At 73.8% G+C, this 19,802-nt stretch carries 17 protein-coding genes; 11 read left to right on the top strand and 6 right to left on the bottom strand.

Going from position 1 to position 19,802, the window contains the following annotated elements; genetic code table 11:
- The first annotated feature begins 74 nt into the window (after positions 1 to 74).
- Both EMA09_RS26070 and EMA09_RS26065 read left to right on the top strand, forming a co-directional pair.
- Entirely contained in the window at positions 75 to 4,694 is a 4,620-nt protein-coding gene (locus EMA09_RS26070; protein WP_346655859.1) for an RHS repeat-associated core domain-containing protein, read from the top strand.
- Positions 4,695 to 4,711: 17 nt separating this feature from the next.
- Positions 4,712 to 5,266, top strand: coding sequence for an SMI1/KNR4 family protein (locus tag EMA09_RS26065; RefSeq protein WP_206306006.1), 555 nt, complete (start codon positions 4,712 to 4,714; stop codon positions 5,264 to 5,266).
- An 84-nt stretch (positions 5,267 to 5,350) separates the two neighbouring features.
- Here the strand turns inward: EMA09_RS26065 and EMA09_RS26060 are convergent, their stop codons facing one another.
- The 4 genes from EMA09_RS26060 to EMA09_RS28540 form a co-directional block, all read right to left on the bottom strand.
- Positions 5,351 to 6,223, bottom strand: coding sequence for an RNA polymerase sigma factor SigF (locus EMA09_RS26060; protein ID WP_129843405.1), 873 nt, complete (start codon positions 6,221 to 6,223; stop codon positions 5,351 to 5,353).
- 134 nt (positions 6,224 to 6,357) lie between these two features.
- Positions 6,358 to 6,795, bottom strand: coding sequence for an ATP-binding protein (locus tag EMA09_RS26055; RefSeq protein WP_129843404.1), 438 nt, complete (start codon positions 6,793 to 6,795; stop codon positions 6,358 to 6,360).
- Positions 6,796 to 7,085: 290 nt separating this feature from the next.
- The gene (locus EMA09_RS26050; protein WP_129843403.1) at positions 7,086 to 7,883 is read right to left on the bottom strand and encodes an SAM-dependent methyltransferase; all 798 of its coding nucleotides are present in this window, start codon (positions 7,881 to 7,883) and stop codon (positions 7,086 to 7,088) included.
- Positions 7,884 to 8,049: 166 nt separating this feature from the next.
- Entirely contained in the window at positions 8,050 to 8,313 is a 264-nt protein-coding gene (locus EMA09_RS28540) for a DUF6199 family natural product biosynthesis protein (protein WP_168220598.1), read from the bottom strand.
- A gap of 202 nt (positions 8,314 to 8,515) precedes the next feature.
- On the opposite strand from EMA09_RS28540, the gene EMA09_RS26045 reads away from it, so the two are divergent.
- Positions 8,516 to 9,442, top strand: a complete 927-nt coding sequence (locus EMA09_RS26045) for a helix-turn-helix transcriptional regulator (RefSeq protein WP_168220807.1) — start codon at positions 8,516 to 8,518, stop codon at positions 9,440 to 9,442.
- Between the two features lie 65 nt (positions 9,443 to 9,507).
- On the top strand, positions 9,508 to 10,038 hold the full coding sequence (locus EMA09_RS26040; RefSeq protein ID WP_129843401.1) for a TerD family protein: 531 nt from the start codon (positions 9,508 to 9,510) through the stop codon (positions 10,036 to 10,038).
- 13 nt (positions 10,039 to 10,051) lie between these two features.
- On the opposite strand, the gene EMA09_RS26035 is transcribed toward EMA09_RS26040, so the two are convergent.
- On the bottom strand, positions 10,052 to 11,137 hold the full coding sequence (locus EMA09_RS26035; protein WP_346655858.1) for an NAD(P)-dependent alcohol dehydrogenase: 1,086 nt from the start codon (positions 11,135 to 11,137) through the stop codon (positions 10,052 to 10,054).
- A 40-nt stretch (positions 11,138 to 11,177) separates the two neighbouring features.
- Entirely contained in the window at positions 11,178 to 11,651 is a 474-nt protein-coding gene (locus tag EMA09_RS26030; RefSeq protein WP_129843399.1) for a DUF4334 domain-containing protein, read from the bottom strand.
- Between the two features lie 257 nt (positions 11,652 to 11,908).
- Between EMA09_RS26030 and EMA09_RS26025 the strand changes: the two genes are divergently transcribed.
- From EMA09_RS26025 to EMA09_RS25995, 7 genes are all read left to right on the top strand, one after another.
- Entirely contained in the window at positions 11,909 to 12,949 is a 1,041-nt protein-coding gene (locus EMA09_RS26025; protein ID WP_129843398.1) for a LacI family DNA-binding transcriptional regulator, read from the top strand.
- A 7-nt stretch (positions 12,950 to 12,956) separates the two neighbouring features.
- On the top strand, positions 12,957 to 13,922 hold the full coding sequence (locus tag EMA09_RS26020) for a sugar ABC transporter permease (protein ID WP_129843397.1): 966 nt from the start codon (positions 12,957 to 12,959) through the stop codon (positions 13,920 to 13,922).
- Positions 13,919 to 14,800 (top strand): carbohydrate ABC transporter permease, encoded by an 882-nt coding sequence (locus tag EMA09_RS26015; protein ID WP_129843396.1) that lies wholly within the window; start codon positions 13,919 to 13,921, stop codon positions 14,798 to 14,800. The genes EMA09_RS26020 and EMA09_RS26015 overlap by 4 nt, the downstream gene beginning before the upstream one ends.
- Positions 14,800 to 16,137 carry an extracellular solute-binding protein gene (locus EMA09_RS26010; protein WP_129843395.1) on the top strand — a complete coding sequence of 446 codons (1,338 nt, stop codon included), beginning with the start codon at positions 14,800 to 14,802 and terminating at the stop codon, positions 16,135 to 16,137. Before EMA09_RS26015 ends, EMA09_RS26010 begins: the two co-directional genes overlap by 1 nt.
- 76 nt (positions 16,138 to 16,213) lie before the next feature.
- Positions 16,214 to 17,347 (top strand): ADP-ribosylglycohydrolase family protein, encoded by a 1,134-nt coding sequence (locus tag EMA09_RS26005; RefSeq protein ID WP_240796575.1) that lies wholly within the window; start codon positions 16,214 to 16,216, stop codon positions 17,345 to 17,347.
- Between the two features lie 11 nt (positions 17,348 to 17,358).
- Complete coding sequence (locus EMA09_RS26000; RefSeq protein ID WP_240796729.1) at positions 17,359 to 18,639, top strand: ADP-ribosylglycohydrolase family protein; 1,281 nt, start codon at positions 17,359 to 17,361, stop codon at positions 18,637 to 18,639.
- A complete protein-coding gene (locus tag EMA09_RS25995) occupies positions 18,636 to 19,799 on the top strand; it encodes an ADP-ribosylglycohydrolase family protein (RefSeq protein WP_129843393.1) in 1,164 nt (387 codons plus the stop codon). The genes EMA09_RS26000 and EMA09_RS25995 overlap by 4 nt, the downstream gene beginning before the upstream one ends.
- Positions 19,800 to 19,802: the final 3 nt, after the last annotated feature.

Raw genomic sequence — 19,802 nt, 5'->3', positions numbered from 1 at the left:
CGGTCCGCCCCCACGGCTACCGTCGATTGACGGTTGATCACTTGAAGATCGTCACAACACGGGGGGTGTTGGCGATGGCTCGTGCGTCTGATTGGTCGCCGGTGGGGATGGAGTCGGATCCGACTCCGGGGAATCCGGACGAGGTCCGCACGTTGGCGGACGAGTTGCAGACGTTCGCCGATGATGTCGGTGAGGCGCTGGGGAAGATCCGGGGGCTTGCCGGGGACAGCGCCGTCCAGGACTGGTCGGGATTATCGGCGGACGCCTTCCGGGACGAGTTCGACGGCGTCCCCGAAAATCTGACCAAACTCCAGAACAGCTACGACTTATGCGCGCAGGCGTTGCAGACGTACTGGCCGAAGCTGGAGACCGCGCAGGGGGACGCGGACCGCGCGCTGGAACGTGCCATCGCCGCGCAGGCGGATCTCACGGCCGCGCAGAACGCCCTGGGTGACGCACAGGATTGGGTGTCGCGCGCCGGGGACGAGGCCGACCGTCTGGAGCGCGAGGGCGAGGGTGCACAGCCGCCGGACGACTCGGAGGTGCGTGCAGCGACGCGTGATCGGCAGGCGGCGCAGCAGGCGCAGGAGTCGGCGCAGGGGCGGGTGGACGACGCGCAGGGCCGTCTCGACGCCGCCCGCCAGTTGGCCGAGCAGGCGCGGGAGATGCGGGAGGACGCCGCCCGCGAGGCCGCACGTGACATCGACGAGGCGTCCGACGCCGGTATCCAGAACCGCAAGTGGTGGGAAGACGCCATCCACTGGGTGACCGAGAACTGGGACACCATCGTCGACGTCTGCAAAGCGATCGTCGCGGTCCTCGGCATCGTCGTCATGATCATCGGCGGGCCGTTGGCCTGGGTCGTCCTCGCCGCAGCCCTCGTCGTCCTCGCCGACACCCTCATCAAATACGCCAACGGCGAGGCATCCCTGTGGGACGTCGCGTTCGCCGCACTCGACTGCATTCCGGGGATGAAGGGCCTCACCACCCTCGGCGGCCTCGCCAAAGGTCTCCGAAGCCTCGGCACGATGGGCCTCCGTGGCATGGCGCAAGGGTTGCGCGGGCTGGCCCGCAGTGCCCGCGGGACGCTGAACGACGCCGCCCAGGGCGTCTACAGCCGCATGCGCAATCTCATCCGCAACCGGGGCACGGACCCCATCGACCTCGCCACCGGCCGGATGTACCTGCCGCAGACCGACGTCGTCCTGCCCGGCGTCCTGCCGCTCGCCTTCACCCGGCGCGCGGACTCCGGCTACACGACGGGCCGCTGGTTCGGCCCCCGCTGGTCGTCCACCATCGACCAGCGGCTCGAAGTGGACGACGAGGGCGTCGTCCTCGTCTCGGACGACGGCATGCTGCTGGCGTACCCGCACGGTCCGGAAGGACAGCCGGTGCTGCCGCTCGCCGGTCCGCGCCGGCCGCTCGTCCGCACCGCCGACGGGTACGTGCTCACCGACCCCGTCATCGGCCACACCCGGCGGTTCACCAGCCCGGACGCCGCCGGGTTCGCTCTGCTGACCGCGCTGCACGACCGCAACGACAACCGCATCACCTTCCACTACGACGCCGACGGCACGCCGACCGACATCCGTCACTCCGGCGGCCACCACCTCCGGCTGACCACCGAGGCCGGGCGCGTCACCCGCCTCGTCCTCGCCGGAGACGGAGCGCGGGAGAAGGACACCGTGCTGCGCCGGTACGACTACGACGGGGCCGGCAATCTGGTCGAGGTGGTCGACGCGGACGGCGGCGCCCTGCGCTTCACCTGCGACGACCGCCTGCGGATCACCTCCTGGACGGACAGCAACGACAGCCGCTACACCTACCGCTACGACGAGCTGGACCGCTGTGTCGCCGAGGGCGGTGATGCCGGGCACATCACGCTCCGGCTGTCCTACGACGGCACCGACCCCGACGATCCGGACCTGCGCGTCACGACCGTCACCACCGCCGCAGGGGCCGTGTCGCGGCTCTCCGTGGACGCGGCGGCGAATGTCGTCACCGAGACCGATCCCCTCGGCAACACGGTGCGCAACGCCTACGACAGCCGCCACCATCTCGTCGCGCACACCGATCAGCTCGGGCACACCACCCGCTACCGGGTCGACGCCCTCGGCCGCCCGCTCACGGTCACCCGCCCCGACGGAGCGGAGATCAGGTTCGCCTACCGGGGCGGGGGCGGTCCGGTGTCGCTCACCCTGCCGGACGGGACGTCCTGGGAGTACCGCTACGACTCCCGCGGCAACCGCATCGCCGAGATCGACCCGGCCGGGGCCGTCACACGGTTCGCCTACGACGAGCACGGCGGTCCGACCGAGGTCACGGACGCGCTGGGAGCTGTGACACGGCTGCGCTGCGACCCGGCCGGGTTGCCCGTCGAGATCACCGACCCGCTCGGCAACCGGTCGACCCGTGTCCTCGACCGGCTGGGCCGTCCGGTGACCGAGTGCGATCCGCTGGGGCGCGTCACCCGGAGCGTCTGGACCGCCGAGGGACGGCTGGCCGAGCGCGTCGAACCGGACGGCAGCCGCCAGCGGTGGACCTACGACGGCGAGGGCAACCGTCTCTCCCACACGGCGCCCGGCGGGGGCGTGACCACGTTCGAGTACACCCACTTCGATCTCCTGGCCGCCCGCACCGATCCGGACGGCGCGCGACACACGTTCTCGTACGACGCGTCGCTGCGGCTGACGGAGGTCGGCGACCCGCTCGGCCGGGTATGGCGGTACACCTACGACGACGCCGGACGCCTGGTGGGCGAGACCGACTTCGACGGGAACCGGTTCTCCTACCTGCTGGACGCGGCCGGGCGCGTGGCGGCCCGCACCAACCCCCTCGGGCAGACGGTCACCTACACCTACGACATGCTCGGCGACCCGGTCGCCAAGTCCGTCGACGGCGCCGTGACCACCTTCGAACGCGACCGCAACGGCGTGCTGATCCGCGCGACCGGCCCCGACTGCTCCATCGAGTGGGAACGGGACGCGCTCGGCAGGATCCTCGCCGAGACCGTCGACGGGCACACCCTCACCTACCGCTACGACCGGAGCGGTCAGCCCCTGGAGCGCGTCACGCCCTCGGGTGTGCGCACGGGCTTCGGCTTCGACGCGGCGGGCCGCCTTGTCACCATCGGCCGGCCGGACCGCCCGTTCCGCCTGGGCCTCGACGCCGCGGGCCGGGAGACCGGCCGGCGGCTCGACGGCGTGTTCGCCCTCCACCAGGAGTGGGACGCGGCCGACCAGTTGACCGGCCAGACGGTCAGCACCGGGCAGGGGCCGGGTTACCGCCGCTCCTACCGGCACAGCGTGGACGGGTACCTCCTGGGCTCGGACGATCCGCTGCGCGGCCCCAGCCGCTTCGAACTCGATTCCATGGGGCAGATCCTGGGCGTCACCCGGCCCGAGGGGACCGAGCGGTACGCGTACGACGCCACGGGCACGCTCACCCGCGCGACCTGGCCGGACTCCCTCCCGGGCGGCGAGGCCAGGGGGGAGTGGGAGCACGCGGGAATGCGGCTGACGCGGGCCGGTGACGTCCGATACCGGTACGACGCCGCCGGCCGCGTCGTGGAGCGCCGCCGGACCCGCCTGTCCCGCAAGCCCGACGTCTGGCGCTGCACCTGGGACGCGGAGGACCGGCTGACCGCCGTCACCACGCCGGACGGCACGCTGTGGCGCTACCGGTACGACCCGTTCGGTCGCCGTGTCGCCAAACTGCGGATGGCGGCCGATGGCGTCACTGTGGCCGAGGAGACCCGCTTCACCTGGGACGGCCAGCTCATCACCGAGACCGAGCACGTCGCGGGCGACGGCGGCACGTCCCACCGCACGACGCTCACCTGGGAGTACAACGGGCTGCGCCCGCTGTCCCAGACCGAGCGGCGGACGGACCCGGCGACGCAGGAGGAGATCGACACCCGGTTCTTCGCGATCGTCACCGACATCGCCGGCACGCCCGCCGAACTCCTCGACGCGTCGGGCGACGTCGTGTGGCACTCCCGGGCCACGCTGTGGGGTGTCACCGGACGCGGGCCGGATCCCGCCGTGTCCACGCCGTTGCGCTTCGCCGGTCAGTACTTCGACCCGGAGACGGGACTCCACTACAACCACCACCGCTACTACGACCCCCGGGCGGCCCGCTACGTCAGCCTCGATCCGCTCGGGCTCGGCGGCGGCCTGAACCCGGTCGGCTATGTGCGGAACCCCCACGTCTGGGTGGACCCCGAAGGGCTCTCGGCGTACGAGCCGGCCGACCCGACCTGGGGCGGCCGGGTTCAGTACGGCCCGACGGGACCGGGGGGCCGGGCGACCGGCGTCCGGGCGTACATCCAGAGCGACATGCTCGGCGGACGCACCCGCCCGCAGGGGATGCCCGCCGGATTCACCTGGCGCTCGGGGAACAACCGGACACACCTGCTCGGAGCGCAACTGGGCGGCTCGAACCGGATGCGGGAGAACTTCGTGACCTTCCGGTCCTTCGCCAACTCCCCCGTGATGCGGCACATCGAGAACCAGGTGGCGGCCGCCGTGCGGGCCGGTGAGGACATCACTTACACGGTCACGCCGATCTACCGGAACGGCACCGACGTGGTACCTGTGGGTATCACCATCGAGGCGTTCGGGACGAACGGCTTCCAGTTCACTCCCTACAACGGCACGAACCCCGCCAACTCCATCAGCATCCTCAACATCTAGCCCAGGTGATCCCTCTCATGAACGACGCACTGACACGGCTCGTCCGCGTCGCGCCTCCCGGGCAGGCTCCGGCCGGCTCGGACTGGTCGGGTGTGGCCGCCTCGCTGGCGATCGAGGCGTTGCCGCCCGACTACACGGCGCTCGCCGATCGCTACGGCGGCGGTCACTTCGACCAGTACCTGTGCCTGCTGCACCCGGCGTGTGAGGTGCCCGACTACAACCTGTTCACCGTCGCACGGCGGCAGGCCGAGGCGCTGCCGCAGCTGTGGGCGTTCGAGGCCAGGCCGCCGCAGCTCGAAGCCCCGGGGACGCGGGCCGTCCCGTGGGCGGTCACGGAGGACGGCGAGGTCCTGTACTGGCTGGTCGGGCCGGGGCGCGCCCCGGCGGAGTGGACGGTACTCGTCAACGAGGGGCGCGGCCCGTACTGGGAACACCACGACGTGGGGTGCGCGGAGTTCCTGGTGTCGCTGCTCACCGGTGAGCGGCGTTCGGAGGTGCTGGCGTCGGACCTTCCCGGGGAGCACCGCTTCGACCCGCTGCCGACGGGGGCGGGCGGGCCGAGCGGCGGCTGACCGCGGGGCGGCGTGCGGCCGCCCCGGGGCCGGCTGTGGTGCGGCGCTCCGGGGCGGGCGGGGTGGGGTGGGTGCGGTGGCCGGTCAGTTGGAGGCCAGCATGCCCTTGCGCAGGCGGGTGAGGATGCGGTTCAGGAGCCGCGAGACGTGCATCTGGGAGATGCCGAGCCGCTCCCCGATCTGCGCCTGGGTCATCTCGTCCACGAACCGCATGTGCAGGATCTGCCGGTCGCGCTCGCCCAGCTTGCCGACCATGGGCGCGAGGGCGCTGACGTCCTCGACCAACTGCATGCCCGGGTCCTCCTGGCCGATGAAGTCGGCGAGGACCGCCTCGCCGTCCTGGCCGGACTCGCCGGTGAGGGTGGCGTCCAGGGAGGTGGAGTGGTAACCGTTGGACGCCTTGCGGGCCTCGATGACCTCCGACTCGGGCAGGCTCATCAGCGCCGACAGCTCCGCGACGGTGGGGGTGCGGCCGAGGCGGGTGCGCAGTTCCTCGGTGGCCTTCGCCAGCTCCACGCGGGCCTCCTGGAGGCGGCGCGGAACGTGGACGGCCCAGCTCGTGTCGCGGAAGAACCGCTTGATCTCGCCCACGATGTACGGCACGGCGAAGGAGGTGAACTCGACCTCGCGGGACAGCTCGAAGCGGTCGATGGCCTTGATGAGGCCGATGGTGCCGACCTGGACGATGTCCTCCATCTGGTCGCCGCGGCCCCGGAAGCGGGTGGCCGCGTAGCGGACGAGGGAGAGGTTCATCTCGATGAGCGTGTTGCGGGCGTACTGGTACTCCCGGGTGCCCTCCTCCAGTTCGGCGAGGCGGGCGAAGAAGACGCGGGACAGCTCCCTCGCGTCCTTGGGGGCGACCTTCTGCGGGGCGCCGATGTGCGGCAGGGGGGCCGCCGAGGTGTCCTGCGCGGTCTCCGTCGCCGAGTGCGCTGTCGTCGCCGTCACGGCTGCCATGGCGTCCACCCCAAACTTTCTCGTCTTGTGTGTCTGAGGGGCACGTACCCGGGCAGTCCGGCGGCATGCCAACTTTTTTCGTGAGTGTTCGCGGAGGCCCCGTGAGGAGACCGGGGACGCCCGCGCGGGAGGGGTCAGCCCAGGGGGACGACGACGTGGATGGTCTTGCCGCCGCCGGCCCCGGGAACGACGGAGACGTCGCTGCTCAGCCGGTTGATGAGCGGCCAGCCGTAGCCGCCGACCGCGGGGCGCCCGGCGGCGTCGGAGTGGGTGACCGTGCGGGGCAGCTCGTCGCTGTCGTCGCTCACCGAAAGGAGGAGGTCGTTCCCGCTGACGGCGGCCGAGAAGCCGGTGACGCCGCCGCCGTGCCGGATGGCGTTGGTGACCAGCTCGGAGGTGACCAGCAGGATGTCGGCCAGGGTGAGATCGTCCCGGGGGTCCACACCGGGGGCCGGGTGCCGGCCCGCCAGGAGGTACTGGACGCGGCCGCGGGCCGCGGCCGCGCTCGTCGGTACGCGTGGCCCGGGGTGCCGGGCCGCCACGTCTTCCGCCGCCACGCCGATACGCTCCATGGTTCTCCCCCTGCTCTTCACTCACCGCATGCCCACGCACGGCTCGCGCACACGGACGCACGTCCACGCCGTCCGGTTCCTTCCCGGATTGCCTGAGATGCGACCGGTATGCGCCCGTGCGGTCCGGCGCCGAGGGGGGCACGGGCCGGACCGATGGCCCGGGAGACGGCGGACACGCCCGGTCGGCCGTCCACTCTACGCCGGAATCGTCCCATACGGGTCGGGGGGCACGCACGGGGCTGCGCCGCGCGACGGGAGGCCGCCGCGCGGCGGACGGGGGCGGGCGGCCGTCAGGGCTTGCGCGCCACGAAGCCCCACTGGTCGGCGGGCCGCTCCACCTCGCCCGCCGGGCGCCACAGGTCGACCGGGCCGAGGCCGGGCGGCAGCAGGTCGAGGCCGGCGGCGACCGCGGCGATCTGGTCGGCGGTGCGCACGATGTACGGCACGGCGCCGGAGTCCCGGTAGCCCTCCTGGGCCTTGAGCATGGCCGGGGAGTCGATCGAGTCGCAGACGACGAGGTGGCTGCCGGGCGCGAGGCGGTCGGTGTAGCGGCGCACGAGGGCCGCGGCCTCCGCCGGATCGGCGATGTGCCCGAGCATCGACAGGAAGAACAGGGCGACCGGCTGCGACAGGTCGAGGGTCTCGCCGGCCTGCGCGATGATCGTGTCGGGGTCGTGCACGTCGGCCTCGATGTACGCGGTGGCGCCCTCCGGGGTGGAGGTGAGGAGCGCCCGCGCGTGCAGCAGGACGACCGGGTCGTTGTCCACGTAGACGACGCGGGACTCGGGGGCGTGGCGCTGGGCGACCTCGTGCGTGTTGTCGGCGGTCGGCAGGCCGGTGCCGATGTCGAGGAACTGGCGGACGCCCGCCTCCTCCACGAGGTACTTGACGGCGCGGCCGAGGAACGCCCGGCTGGCGCGGGCCGCTTCCACGACGACGGGGTGGTGGGCCTTGATGTAGTCGCCGAGCTGCTGATCGACCTCGTAGTGGTCCTTGCCGCCCAGCAGGTAGTTCCAGAAGCGGGCCGAGTGCGGCTGGGTGGTGTCGATGACCGCGCCGGTCCGTGCGGCGTCCGGGTCGTGCGTCATGGGCTGCGTCTCCTGGGGTCAGGGCCTCCGCGCCGGGCGGAGGAGGGCGGGGGCCGGCGCACGTGGCGGCCGTGGTGCGCCCATCCTGCGCGGCGGGGGTCATCCTTTCCCCAAGTCGCTTGCGACGCAAGTTCGTTCGACGCTGGTGGGGGCGATTTCGAGGGTGTCACAAGGCCCGGGTGATGATGAACGCGCCCATCGCGAGGACGCCCACGGCCATGACGCGCATCATCACGTAGCCGGCGCGGGACGGCTCGTTGGCGTCGGGGTCGCGGTAGAAGGGGCGGTTGGCCTTCCAGAGGAGCTGCGGCCGGATGAGCTGGACCAGCGCGACCACCATGATCACGCCCGCCACGACGAAGAACCCGACCTGCTCCGCGCCGCCGCTCGGGCCGGCCGCCAGTGCGTCTCGTACCGTGTCCGAAAACATACGCTTCCGTATGCCCGCGGCGGCCGGTCGCACACGTCCTGATCCCGCACCGGCCCGGGAACCCGGGAACGTCCAACTCACGGCGCAGGTGCGACAACTGACGGGGCGCCAGTTCGTCACCCGGTGTACCGCGGAGCACACCCTCGCGCGATCACTCTGCAACTGGCAGAATGTCACTCGCATGCGCGGGAGAGGAGCACGGATGCGGGTGGAATGCGGGGGGTCGGCGTCGGCCCTCAAACAGCTCGGCCTGCGGCTGCGCACCATGCGGGCCGGTGCCGGCCGGTCGCTGCCCGAGACCGCCGCGGCCATCGGCGTCCCCGCCGTCCGCCTGCACGGCCTGGAGACCGGCCGCCTCGTCCCCGAACCGGCCCAGCTCCGCCCGCTCCTCGCGTTCTACGACCGCGCCGCCGAGACGGAGTCCGTGCTCGCCGAGCTGCGCCACGCCGGCCGGACCCCCTGGTGGACGGCCTACCGCGACCTGCTCCCCCGCTGGCTCGCCGACCACCTGCGGGCCGAGGAGCGCGCCGAGGCCATCCGCTACTACGCGCCGCTCCTCGTCCCCGACCTGCTCCAGACCGCCGAGTACGCCGCCGCGCTGCTGCGCCTCCAGCGGCCCACGGACGACGAGGCCACCACGGCCCGCCGCCTCGACCTGCTGGCCCGCCGCCAGTGCGTGCTGGACCGCCGCGAGCCCCGGCCGCCGGCCGTGTGGGCGCTGATCGAGGAGTCCGTCCTGCACCGGCGCGTCGGCGACGCCGGCGTGATGGAACGGCAACTGGCGCATCTGCGGCATCTCTCCGCGCTCCCCGGGATCACGATCCAGGTCATGCCGATGCACACGACGCACCGCGCGCTGATGAGCGGACCGGTGGAGCTGCTCCGTTTCCCCGGCCCGCACCTGCCCGACCGGCTGGTCCTGCACACCGCCGCGGGGGCGTCCGTCAGCCTGCGGACCAAGGAGGTGCGGCACTACCTGATGGCGCTCGACTCGGCGGCCTGCGCGCCGGACACCGTGCCGATCGGCGCGTGGCCAGGACGGCGCGCGGCGGGCGGGACCGCGTGCCCCGTCGCGCCGCCGCGACGGCCGGGCGGCACGGGCGGGGATCATGGCACTATGAGCAACTGAGGTGCGCGATCCGGTCGTTGCGCGCCGGGTGCGGGAGCGCCCCGGCGGCGGGAGAGGATGAGGCCATGAGCGGTCTTACCAAAGGTCTGGGCAAGGTCGAGGTCGCTGTCAAATGGGATGCCAGCCCCATGGGTGAACCGGACAACGACGTGGACATCGTCGCGGCCACCTACGCGGCCGACGATCCGGGCGGCGCGCCGGTGTACCTGGTGCACTTCGACAGCCGCTCTCCCGACGGCACGATCACCCTCAGCCGGGACAGCCGCACCGGCCAGGGCTTCGGTTTCGACGAGGCGATGACGTTCGAACTCGAGCGTCTCGCCCCCACGTTCGGCCGTGTCGTCGTCGGCGTGACCGTGCAGCAGCGCGGCGGCCCGAAGACGTTCGGCGCCATCCCGAGCACCCGGTTCCGCATCGCCGAGGGGTACGACGAGCTGGCCGCCGGGGACTTCGCGGCGGTGGCGGGGGCGACGTCGGCGGTGATCGCCGCGTTCGTCCGCGACGAGGCGGGCGCCTGGCGGCTGCGGACCGGGCTGCGCGGGTTCGACGCCGACCCGGCCGAGTTCCCGCGGGTGATGGGCGCCGGGCCGGCCTGATCCGCGCGCGCCCTCACCACACGAGGACGGGCTTCACCACCGCGCCCGACCGGTGGTCCGCGACGGCCCGGTTGATGTCCTCGAACGGGTACGTCGTGATCAGCTCCTCCACCGGGAAGCGGCCCGTGGCGTGCAGGTCGAGCAGGCGCGGGATGAAGCGCTCCGGCACCGCGTCGCCCTCGATGCAGCCGCGCACCGTCTTCCCGTTGAGCAGGATGTCCATCAGGTCGACGGTCAGCTCCGCCTCGCCGAGGCCGACGACCACGAGGGTGCCGGTGGGCGCCAGGGCCTTCGCCGCGTGCGCCACGACCGCCGGCACGCCCGTGGTGTCCAGGGCGTGCGTGGCGCCGCCGCCCGTCGCCTCCCGGACGGCCGCCACGAGGTCGGCGCCGGCCGGGTCGAGCGCCGCGCCGGCGCCGAGCCGCGCGGCGTGGGCGCGCCGTTCGGGATGCACGTCGACCGCCACCACGGACCGCACCCCGACCGCGCGGGCCGCGAGCAGCGCGGCCAGGCCGACCGCGCCCGCCCCGTACACGACGAGGCGGGCGCCGGGTCCCGGGCGCAGCACGTTCAGGACGGCGCCGGCGCCCGTCTGGAAGCCGCAGCCGAGGGGCGCGAGCGTGGTCAGGTCGGTGCCGGGGCCGACGACGACCGCGTTGTCCGCGCTGGCGAGGGCGTGCGTGGCGAAGCTGGACTGGCCGAAGAACGAGCCGGCCAGCGGCCTGCCGTCCTGCCACATGGTGGCGGAACCGTCCGCGCGGCGCCCCGAGTTGTTCAGCAGCGCGGTGCGTTCGCAGTACGCGGGCCGCCCCGCGTGGCACAGGCGGCACGCGCGGCAGCTCCGGTAGCTGAGGACGACCTGGTCGCCGGGCCGTACGCCGAGGACCGCGCGGCCGACGCGTTCCACGACGCCGGCGCCCTCGTGGCCGAGGACCACGGGACAGCGGCCCGCCGGCGGCGCAGCCTTCGTCACCAGGTCGGTGTGGCACAGCCCGCCCGCCGTGATCCGTACGAGGATCTCGTCGGGGCGCGGGTCGTCCAGGTCGACCGGCTCCAGGGTGAAGGGCGCTTCCGGGGCGCGCGATACCGCGGCGGTCATCCGCATGGCCAGTTCCTCCGTCGCGCGAGGGTGCTCGGGGTCAGACTCTCTCCAGGAGGAAGTAGAAATGCTGACCATTGTGGAGGACAAATTCGGCCTTGCCGTTCATGATGCCCATGAGGGTGACGTCGTCGACCCGTTTGAAGTGGTCGAACGCCGCGCGCCCGTCGTAGACCATGGTGGCGGTCACCTCGCCGCGGAACTCGATGTTCCACAGACTGGCCTCGCCCCGGCCCAGTTCGACGTCGGAGAAGAGCCGGCCCTTCTCGTCGTAGCAGATCAGGGGCTTGGCGTCGTGGAGTGAGTTGAACGACTTGCCGTACCACCGGCGGCCGACCAGCTCGCGGTGCAGACCGTGGCCGGTCGCGAACACCTCGCCGCGCCACCGGCCGAGGATCTCGGCGGCCGGGACGGGTTCGAGGCAGGCCCATATCCGGTCGAGTTCGTCGCTCGACACCCCCTCACGGGCGGATCGCAGTTCGTTCAGACGCTTCCGTGCCTCGTTCGCGTTCATGCCGTGTCAGCTCCTTCGTCGACGCGTCACGCGGGCGGCGCACCACCGCGCGCCGCCACGGTGATGTCTTCCCGGCGGGCGGGCGGCGTCCGCCCCGCCCCGCGCGAACTGACGGTGCGTCATCGAACGCGCGCGCCGTCGTCATCACTCCGTTGACGCCCTCTTGACGGAGAGGCCATATGGTCGCACCATCTGTAAACGATTTCCGTGCCTGTAAACGTTTACGACAACGCCTGCGACTCCGGGGGATGTTCCAGATGCCGAACGGCGGCCGGCCGACCATCGTCGCGATCGCGGAGCGCGCGGGCGTCTCCATCGCCTCCGTCTCCCGCGTCCTGAACGGGCAGGCGGCCCGCCGTGACACCGTGGAGCGGGTGCGCCGGGCCGCCGACGAACTGGGCTACGTCCCCAACGCCGTCGCCCGCTCCCTCAAGGACGGCCGCACCCGGCAGCTCACGTTCGCCATGCCGGACATCGGCAACCCCGTGTACGTCGCCATGGTCCGCGCCATCCAGGCCGTCGCCAAGGCCGCCGGGTACCGGCTGCTGCTGCACTCGACCGACGCCGTCGCCGAGGACGAGCTGGCCGTGGTGCGCAGCCTCGGCGACCGCACGAGCGACGGCCTGATCCTGTGCCCGATCCGGATAGGCGACGGCCACCTGCGCGCCCTGGCGCGGGCGGCGGGTCCGGTCGTCGTCATCGGGTCGCTGCCGCCGGGGACGCCGGTGGACAGCGTGCGGGCCGACTCGGTCGCGGGCGCCGCGGACGCCGTACGGCACCTGCACGGCACGGGGCGGCGGCGCATCGCGTTCGTCAACGGACCGGCGGACACCGTGCCGGGGCGCAACCGCGCCGAGGGCTACCGCGCCGGGCTCGCGGCCTGCGGTCTGCGCTACGACGAACGCCTCGTCGTGCACACGGAGTTCGGCATCGACGCGGGCACGGCCGCCGCGGGCGGGCTGCTGGCCGCCCGCCCGGACGCCCTGTTCTGCGCGAACGACCAGCTCGCCCTCGGCGCGCTGCGCGCCCTGCTCTCGCGGGGCGTGCGCGTACCGGAGGACGTGGCGGTGGCGGGGATGGACGACAGCGCGCTCGCGCAGGCGGCGTGGCCGCCGCTGACCAGCGTGGACCTGGGGTCGTCGGAGCGCGGGCGGCTGGCCGCGCGGCTGTTGGTGGACCGGCTGGCCGCGGGGCGTTCCGCGGGGGCGCGCGCGGCCGTACCGTTTCGCTCCACCACAGTCCCGCCCCGTCTCGTCGTGCGCGCCTCGACCGCGCCGGCGACCGACCCACCCGCATGAGGTGCGCATGAGTCTCACCGCCCCCCGGGCCGACGCCGCCCCGGGCAGCCGCGGCACACCGCCGCCGAGGACACCGGCCCAGCGCAGACGCGCGTTCGGCCTCGACCGCGGAGCGTGGTTCCTGCTGCTCCCCGCGCTCGTCCCGATCCTGCTGCTCAGCGTCGGGCCGCTGCTGTACGGCATGTCCCTCGCCTTCACCGACGCGCAGTCGGGCCGTACCGACCCCACGCAGTTCGTGGGCCTCGCCAACTTCGCCGACCTCCGGCTCGACCGGCTCTTCTGGGAGTCCTTCCGCATCGGGCTGGTGTGGGCGGTGGCCGTCACCGCGCTGCAACTGCTGCTGTCCACGGGGCTCGCGCTGCTGCTGGACCAGAACCTGCGGTTCCGCTGGCTGGCCCGCACGCTCGCCCTGGTGCCGTGGGCGATGCCCGAGGTCGTCGTCGGCGTGATGTGGCGCCTCGTCTACCACCAGGACGCGGGCGTGCTCAACAAGGCGCTCACCGATCTCGGCATCCTCGACCACAACATCGACTGGCTCACCGACCTGTCCCTCGCGCTGCCCGCCGTCATCGTGGTCGGCGTGTGGTCGGGCATGCCGCAGACGACGGTCGTCCTGCTCGCCGGGCTCCAGAACGTCCCGCACGAACTGCGGGAGGCGGCCCAGCTCGACGGCGCCGGGATGTGGCGGCGGTTCACGACCGTGACCTGGCCGGCGCTGCGCCCGGTCGTCCTCGCCATCACCGCCCTCAACTTCATCTGGAACTTCAACTCCTTCGGCCTGGTGTACGTGCTCACGCAGGGCGGGCCGGGCGGCGAGACGCGGCTGCCGAGCCTGTTCGTGTACGAGGAGGCGTTCGTGTACGGGCAGTTCGGCTACGCCGCCGCCATGGGGCTCGTGATGGTCGCGGTGATGGCGGTCCTGCTCACCGTCTTCCTGCGCAACCGGCTGAAGGACGAGGAGGCCGTCCGATGACCACCCTGGAAACCACCCGGCGCGCACGTCCCCGCGGGCGCCGGCGCGCGCTCGCCGCCGCAGGCCGCACCGGCCAGTACGCGGCGCTGCTGTGCTACCTCGTCTTCCTCGCCTTCCCGCTGCTGTGGCTGCTCTCCACGTCGTTCAAGTCGCCGCAGGAGCTGGGCTCGATCGACCCCGCGTGGATCCCGCGCGAACCCGGGCTCGACAACTACCGTGCGGCGTTCGACGCGCAGCCGCTGCTGCGGTCCGCGCTCAACAGCCTCGTCGTCGCGGGCAGCGCGGCGCTGATATCCGTGGCGATCGCCGTGCCGGCCGCGTACGTGATGGCGCGCCACCGGTCGCGGATCGGGCGGGCGGGCACCGGCTGGGTGCTGGTCAGCCAGATGTTCCCGTTCGTGCTGGTGATCATCCCGCTGTTCCTCGTGCTGCGGGACCTCCGCCTCATCGACTCACAGGCGGGCCTCGTCCTCGTCTACGTCGTGTGGAACCTGCCGTTCGCCCTGTGGATGCTGCGGGGCTTCGTGAAGGCGGTGCCGCCGTCGCTTGAGGAGGCCGCGGCCGTCGACGGCGCCGGCAGGCTGCGGACGCTGACGGGCGTCGTGCTGCCGCTGCTGGTGCCGGGGGTGGTGGCGACGCTGATGTTCTCGTTCGTCACCGCCTGGAACGAGTTCTTCTTCGCCCTGGTCCTGCTCAAGTCACCGGAGAACCAGACCATGTCCGTGATCCTGAACCGCTTCATCGGCGCCGAGGGAGCCGCGGACCTCGGGCCGCTGGCCGCCGCCGCCGTCCTGGCCACACTGCCGAGCCTCCTGCTGTTCGGGCTGCTCCAGCGGCGGCTCGCGGGCGGCATGCTCGCCGGGGCGGTGAAGGGCTGATGCGCGCCGACACCCGCGCCCGCGTGCGCCCCGCGCTCCGCGCCGCCGCTGCCGCCGTCCTCGCCGCCGCGCTGCTGGCCGGCTGCGGTGGCGGCGGCGCGGACGACGACGGCCGGGTCACCCTCGACTTCCTCAGCCTGGCCTGGCAGCAGGAGTCCGTCGAGGCCAACAAGGCCCTCGTGGACGAGTGGAACGCCGCCCACCCCGACGTGCAGGTGCGGTACGTGCAGGGGTCCTGGGACTCGGTCCACGACCAGCTCCTCACGTCGTTCATGGGCGGCGAGGCGCCCGACATCATCCACGACGACGCCGCCGACCTGACCGACTTCGCGTACGGCGGCTACCTCGCCGACATCGGCGGCCTCCTGCCCGACGACCTGCGCGCCGACATACCCGAGGAATCCTGGGGCACGACCACGTTCGACGGCGGCGTGTACGGGGTGCCGTTCCTCCAGGAACCGCGCGTCCTGGTCGTCAACACGCGCCTGGTCGAGGAGTCCGGCGTGCGCGTGCCGACCCCGGAGCAGCCCTGGACCTGGGCGGAGTTCGAGGACGCGAGCCGCGCCCTCACCCGCGACACGGACGGCGACGGCGACACGGACACCTACGGCGTCGCCTGGTCGATGCGCGAGCCGGTCAGCCAGTCGGTGAACCTGTCGCTGTCCACCGGCGGGCGGGTCTTCCACCGCGACGGGGACGGCCGCAACGAGGTCAGGTTCGGCGACGACGACGCGGCCGTCGCCGAGCTGATCAGGCGGCAGGTCACCGAGGACGGGTCCGCGCCCTCCAGCAGCCTCGGCATGTCCGGCTCCGACACGCTGCCCGGCTTCTTCGCCGGGCGCTACGCCATGCTGCCGCTGAACTTCTCCTTCCGGCAGCAGGTCGCGCAGCAGGCGCCGGACGGCTTCGGGTGGAGCGTGCTGCCGATGCCGTCCGGGGACGGCCCCGACGGGCTCGCGCAGGGCGTGTCACCGCAGACCCTCTCGGTCGCGGAGGACAGCGACCACCGGCAGGCGGCGGTCGACTTCATCGCGTTCCTCACCCGCGCGGACCACGCGGTGGAACTGGCGCGCGGGGACTGGATGCTGCCGACAAGCCGTGCGGCCCTGGCCGATCCGTCGTTGAACACGGCGGAGCTCGGCTGGTCGACGGGCGTCGCGGTGGCGGCGCACCTGCGGCCGTCGCCGGTGCTCGGGGTGCGGGGCTACCCGGAGTGGAAGGACAAGATCGCGGCCCCCGCTTTCCAGCGTTTCTACGACGGCGACTACGACCTCGGCGAGCTGCGCGAACAGCTCACCGAGGACGGCAATCGCGTCCTGGACCGGTACCAGCGCTGATCATGGCCCCGTCCCCCCACCACCCGTACCGCCCGCACGCAGCGCCCCCGCGGGGGCGCGGAAACGAGAACGACCCATGATGAGCGCCGGCCCGCAGCGCGTCCTGGCCTCGCCCGAACAGCCCCCACCCCCACGGCCCCCCGCGTCGCGGCTCCCCTCCGCGGCGCGCGGGGCGCCCGCACCGGCGCCGGCGTGCGCCGCGCGGGCGCGGGGCGCGCTCCTCGGCCTGGCCGTGGGCGACGCGATGGGCGCCCCGGCCGAGAACATGAAGCCCTCCCAGATCCGCGCCAGGTGGGGGCGGATCGAGGGCTTCGTGCAGGACGACCCGGCCGGCACCGACGACACCGAGTACGCGATCCTGTCGGGTCTGCTGCTCGCCGAACACGGCTCGGACCTGACGGTCGCCCACGTCGAGTCGGCGTGGCACCAGTGGATCGCCGACCTCGACGAGGGGCCGTTCCGGGGGGCCGGGTTCAGCGAGCGCGGCACGCTGGAGAACCTGCGGCGCGGTCTCGCCGCCCCGATCACCGCCCAGCACCGGCACGCCTGGAGCGACGGGCTCGCGATGCGGGCCGCGCCGTTCGGGGTGTTCGCCGCGGGGCGCCCGCGGGAGGCCGCGCGGCTGGTCGCGGTGGACGGCACGGTGTCGCACGACGGGGAGGGCATCTACGGCGGGCAGGCCGTGGCGGCCGGCGTGGCCGCCGCGATGGTGGCCGACGGGCCCGGCGCCGTGGTGGCGGCGGCCCTCGCCGTCGTTCCCGACGACTCGTGGACGGCGCGGTCGCTGCGCCGCGCGGTGGCCGCCGCGCGGCGGGCGCGCGAGGAGGCGGCGGACAGCGAGCCGGCGATGGAGCGGACGGTCCGCTCCGCGACCGTCATCGGCGGCTACCCGTGGACGGATCTCGCGCCGGAGGCGGTCGGTCTCGCGTTCGGCGCGTTCACGGCGGCGGCCGGGTCGTTCGCCGGGGCGGTGCGGATGGCCGTCAACATGGGGCGCGACGCCGACACGACGGCCGCCGTCGCGGGGGCGCTCGCCGGCGCGCTGCGCGGCGAGGGCGCGATCCCGCCGGAGTGGGCGCGCGGCATCGGACCGGTGCGCGGGAGCTGCCTGCCGTCCATGGCGGGGCGCCATGTGCTGGAGATCGCCGACCTGCTGACGGCCGCGCGGCTCGCCCGCCGGCCGGGCGCGGCAGCGGAGCCGGGCGCGTGACGGCGCGGACGGTGACGGGCGCGCCCGCGGGTCCTGCCCGGCCCGCCGACGACCTGGCGCGGCGTGTCGAGGGCCTGCTGCTCGGCATCGCCGCGGGTGACGCCGCCGGCTGGCCGTCGGGCCGGCACCGCGCGGCGCGGCTCCCCGAGTGGACCCGGCGGCTGACCCGTGAGCTGGACACCTTCGCCGAGGACAACGCGACGACGACCCTGCCCGTGCCGATAGCGCTCAACCAGCCGCCCGAACCGTTGCGGCTCGGCCCGTCCGACGACGCGGAGTGGGCGGCGTTCACCGCGCTCGCGGTCCTGTCGGCGGTGGACGCCGCCGCGCGCGCCGGGGCGGGGGCCGGGGTCGCGCCGCCCGTGGACGTGCCTGCGGCGCTGTCGGGCGCGTGGCACGGGCTGGCCGGGGAGATCGCGGCGGCGACGGACCGCGCGGACGAGATCGAGTCGGCGCAGGTCCCGCTGCGCGCCCGGATCTCCGTGCGCGCCGGCCTCGGCAACCTGGCGGCCGGCCTGCGCCCGCCGGCCACCGGCCACGACAACCCGCACTACTTCGACGACGCCGCCTGCGTACGGGCCACCGTGCTGGCCGCCGTCCACCCGGGTGATCCGGGGGCGGCGGCCGGGCTGGCCGAGTTCGACGCGCGCTTCACCCAGGACGGGGACGGCGTGCACGGCGCGTGCGCCATGGCGGCGGCGGTCGCCGCCGCGCTCGGCGGCGACCCGCTGGACGCGTGCGTGGACGCGGCCCTCGCGTGCCTGCCGGAGGGCACCGAGATCCGGCGCAACGCGCTGCGCGCCGTGGGCCTCGGCCGTGCGGCGGTCGCGGCGCGGCCCGGCCTGCCGGGGAACGCGTTCGCGCTCGTCCCGGTGCTGGAGCACGAGATCGTCGACCACGTCTACAGCTACGGCATCGCGGCCGCCGAGACGGTGCCGGTGGCCCTCGCGGTGGCGACGGCGGCCGCCGGCGCGGTGACCGAGGCGGTGCCGAGCGCGGCGTGCCTCTCCCGGGTCGCCGACTCGGCGCCGGCCCTCGCCGGGGCGCTGACCGGCGCGGTGTCGGGCGCCGGGGGGCTGCCGGGGACCTGGCGGGAGAGCTGTCGCGTCCTCGCGGGCTGCGCGCTGCCGCAGCTCGCCGGGACCGATCTCGTGCCGCTGGCCCGCAGGCTGGCCGGCGCGCCGTTCGGCACGTGGCCGCCCGGCGGGCGGCCGTCCGGTGAGCACCCCCGCCCCGGCGGTCCCGCCGGGGAGCACCCATCGAGCGACAGCAGAGAAGGACCTTCCGCATGAGCACGCCGACCACTCCCCCGCCGTCCCTCGACTCCCGCGTCATCGGCGCCCTGGTGGGCGCGGCCGTGGGTGACGCGCTGGGCGGCGCGGTGGAGGGCTGGAGTCCCGAGGACATCGTGCGGCGGCACGGTGGCCGGGTCACCGGGATCGTGGGGCCGTTCCACCGCGACGCGTGGCGGACGGCGCGGCCGATCGCCCCGTACCACAAGGGCGACGGGCACGTCACCGACGACACCCTGATGACGCACGCCCTGGTGCGGGTCTACGAGAAGGTCCGCGACCACCTCGACGCGTACGCCGTCGCCGACCACCTGGTGCCCGACCTGATCACGACGCCCCGCTGGATCCCCGAACTCGGGGCTGAGGCCCTGCCGTTGCAGCGCGTCTTCCTCGCGGAGAAGTGGATCGTCGCCCGCATCCACTACGGGCACACGGATCCGCGCGAGGCGGGCGTCGGCAACATCGTCAACTGCGGTGCGGCCATGTACATGGCTCCGGTGGGCCTGGTGAACGCCGGCCACCCCGCCGGCGCGTACGCCGAGGCGCTGGACGTCGCGGGCGCGCACCAGTCGAGCTACGGGCGGGAGGCGGCGGGCGTGTTCGCGGCGGCGGTGGCGGCCGCGTGCGCGCCGGGCGCCACACCGGAGTCGGTGACGGAGCAGGCCATCGCCCTGGCCAAGGACGGCACGCGGGCCGCGATCGAGGCGGTGGCCGGGGCGGCGGCTGGCATCGGTGACGTGGCGGCGGCGATCGGGCCGCTGCGGGCGGCCGTCGAGCCGTTCGACACGGTCGGCCCCGTCTACCGGGAGCCGTCCCTCGGCGCGCGGCGTCCGTCGCGGCTGCACGCCATCGAGGAGCTGCCCATCGCGCTCGGCATGCTGCTGGTCGCCGGCGGCGACTACCGGGAGACCGTCCTCGGCGCGGTCAACTACGGCCGCGACTGCGACTCGATCGCCACGATGGGCGGCGCGCTCGCCGGCGCGCTGGGCGGGGAGTCCGTGGTGCCCGACGAGTGGAGCGCGGAGGTGGCACGGGCCAGCCGCCTCGATCTGCGGGCGCCGGGGGCGGCGCTCGCGGCGGTGGCGCGCGAGGTGTTCGCCCGGGACGTCGGGCGACGCCGGGCGCACGAGGCCCTGTTCGGTGCGATCGCGGGGGTGTGAGGG

The organism is Streptomyces sp. RFCAC02 (assembly GCF_004193175.1).
GTDB lineage: Bacteria > Actinomycetota > Actinomycetes > Streptomycetales > Streptomycetaceae > Streptomyces.
Note: the sequence above shows the minus strand (reverse complement) of the source record. Positions and strands in the feature narration are given on the sequence as shown.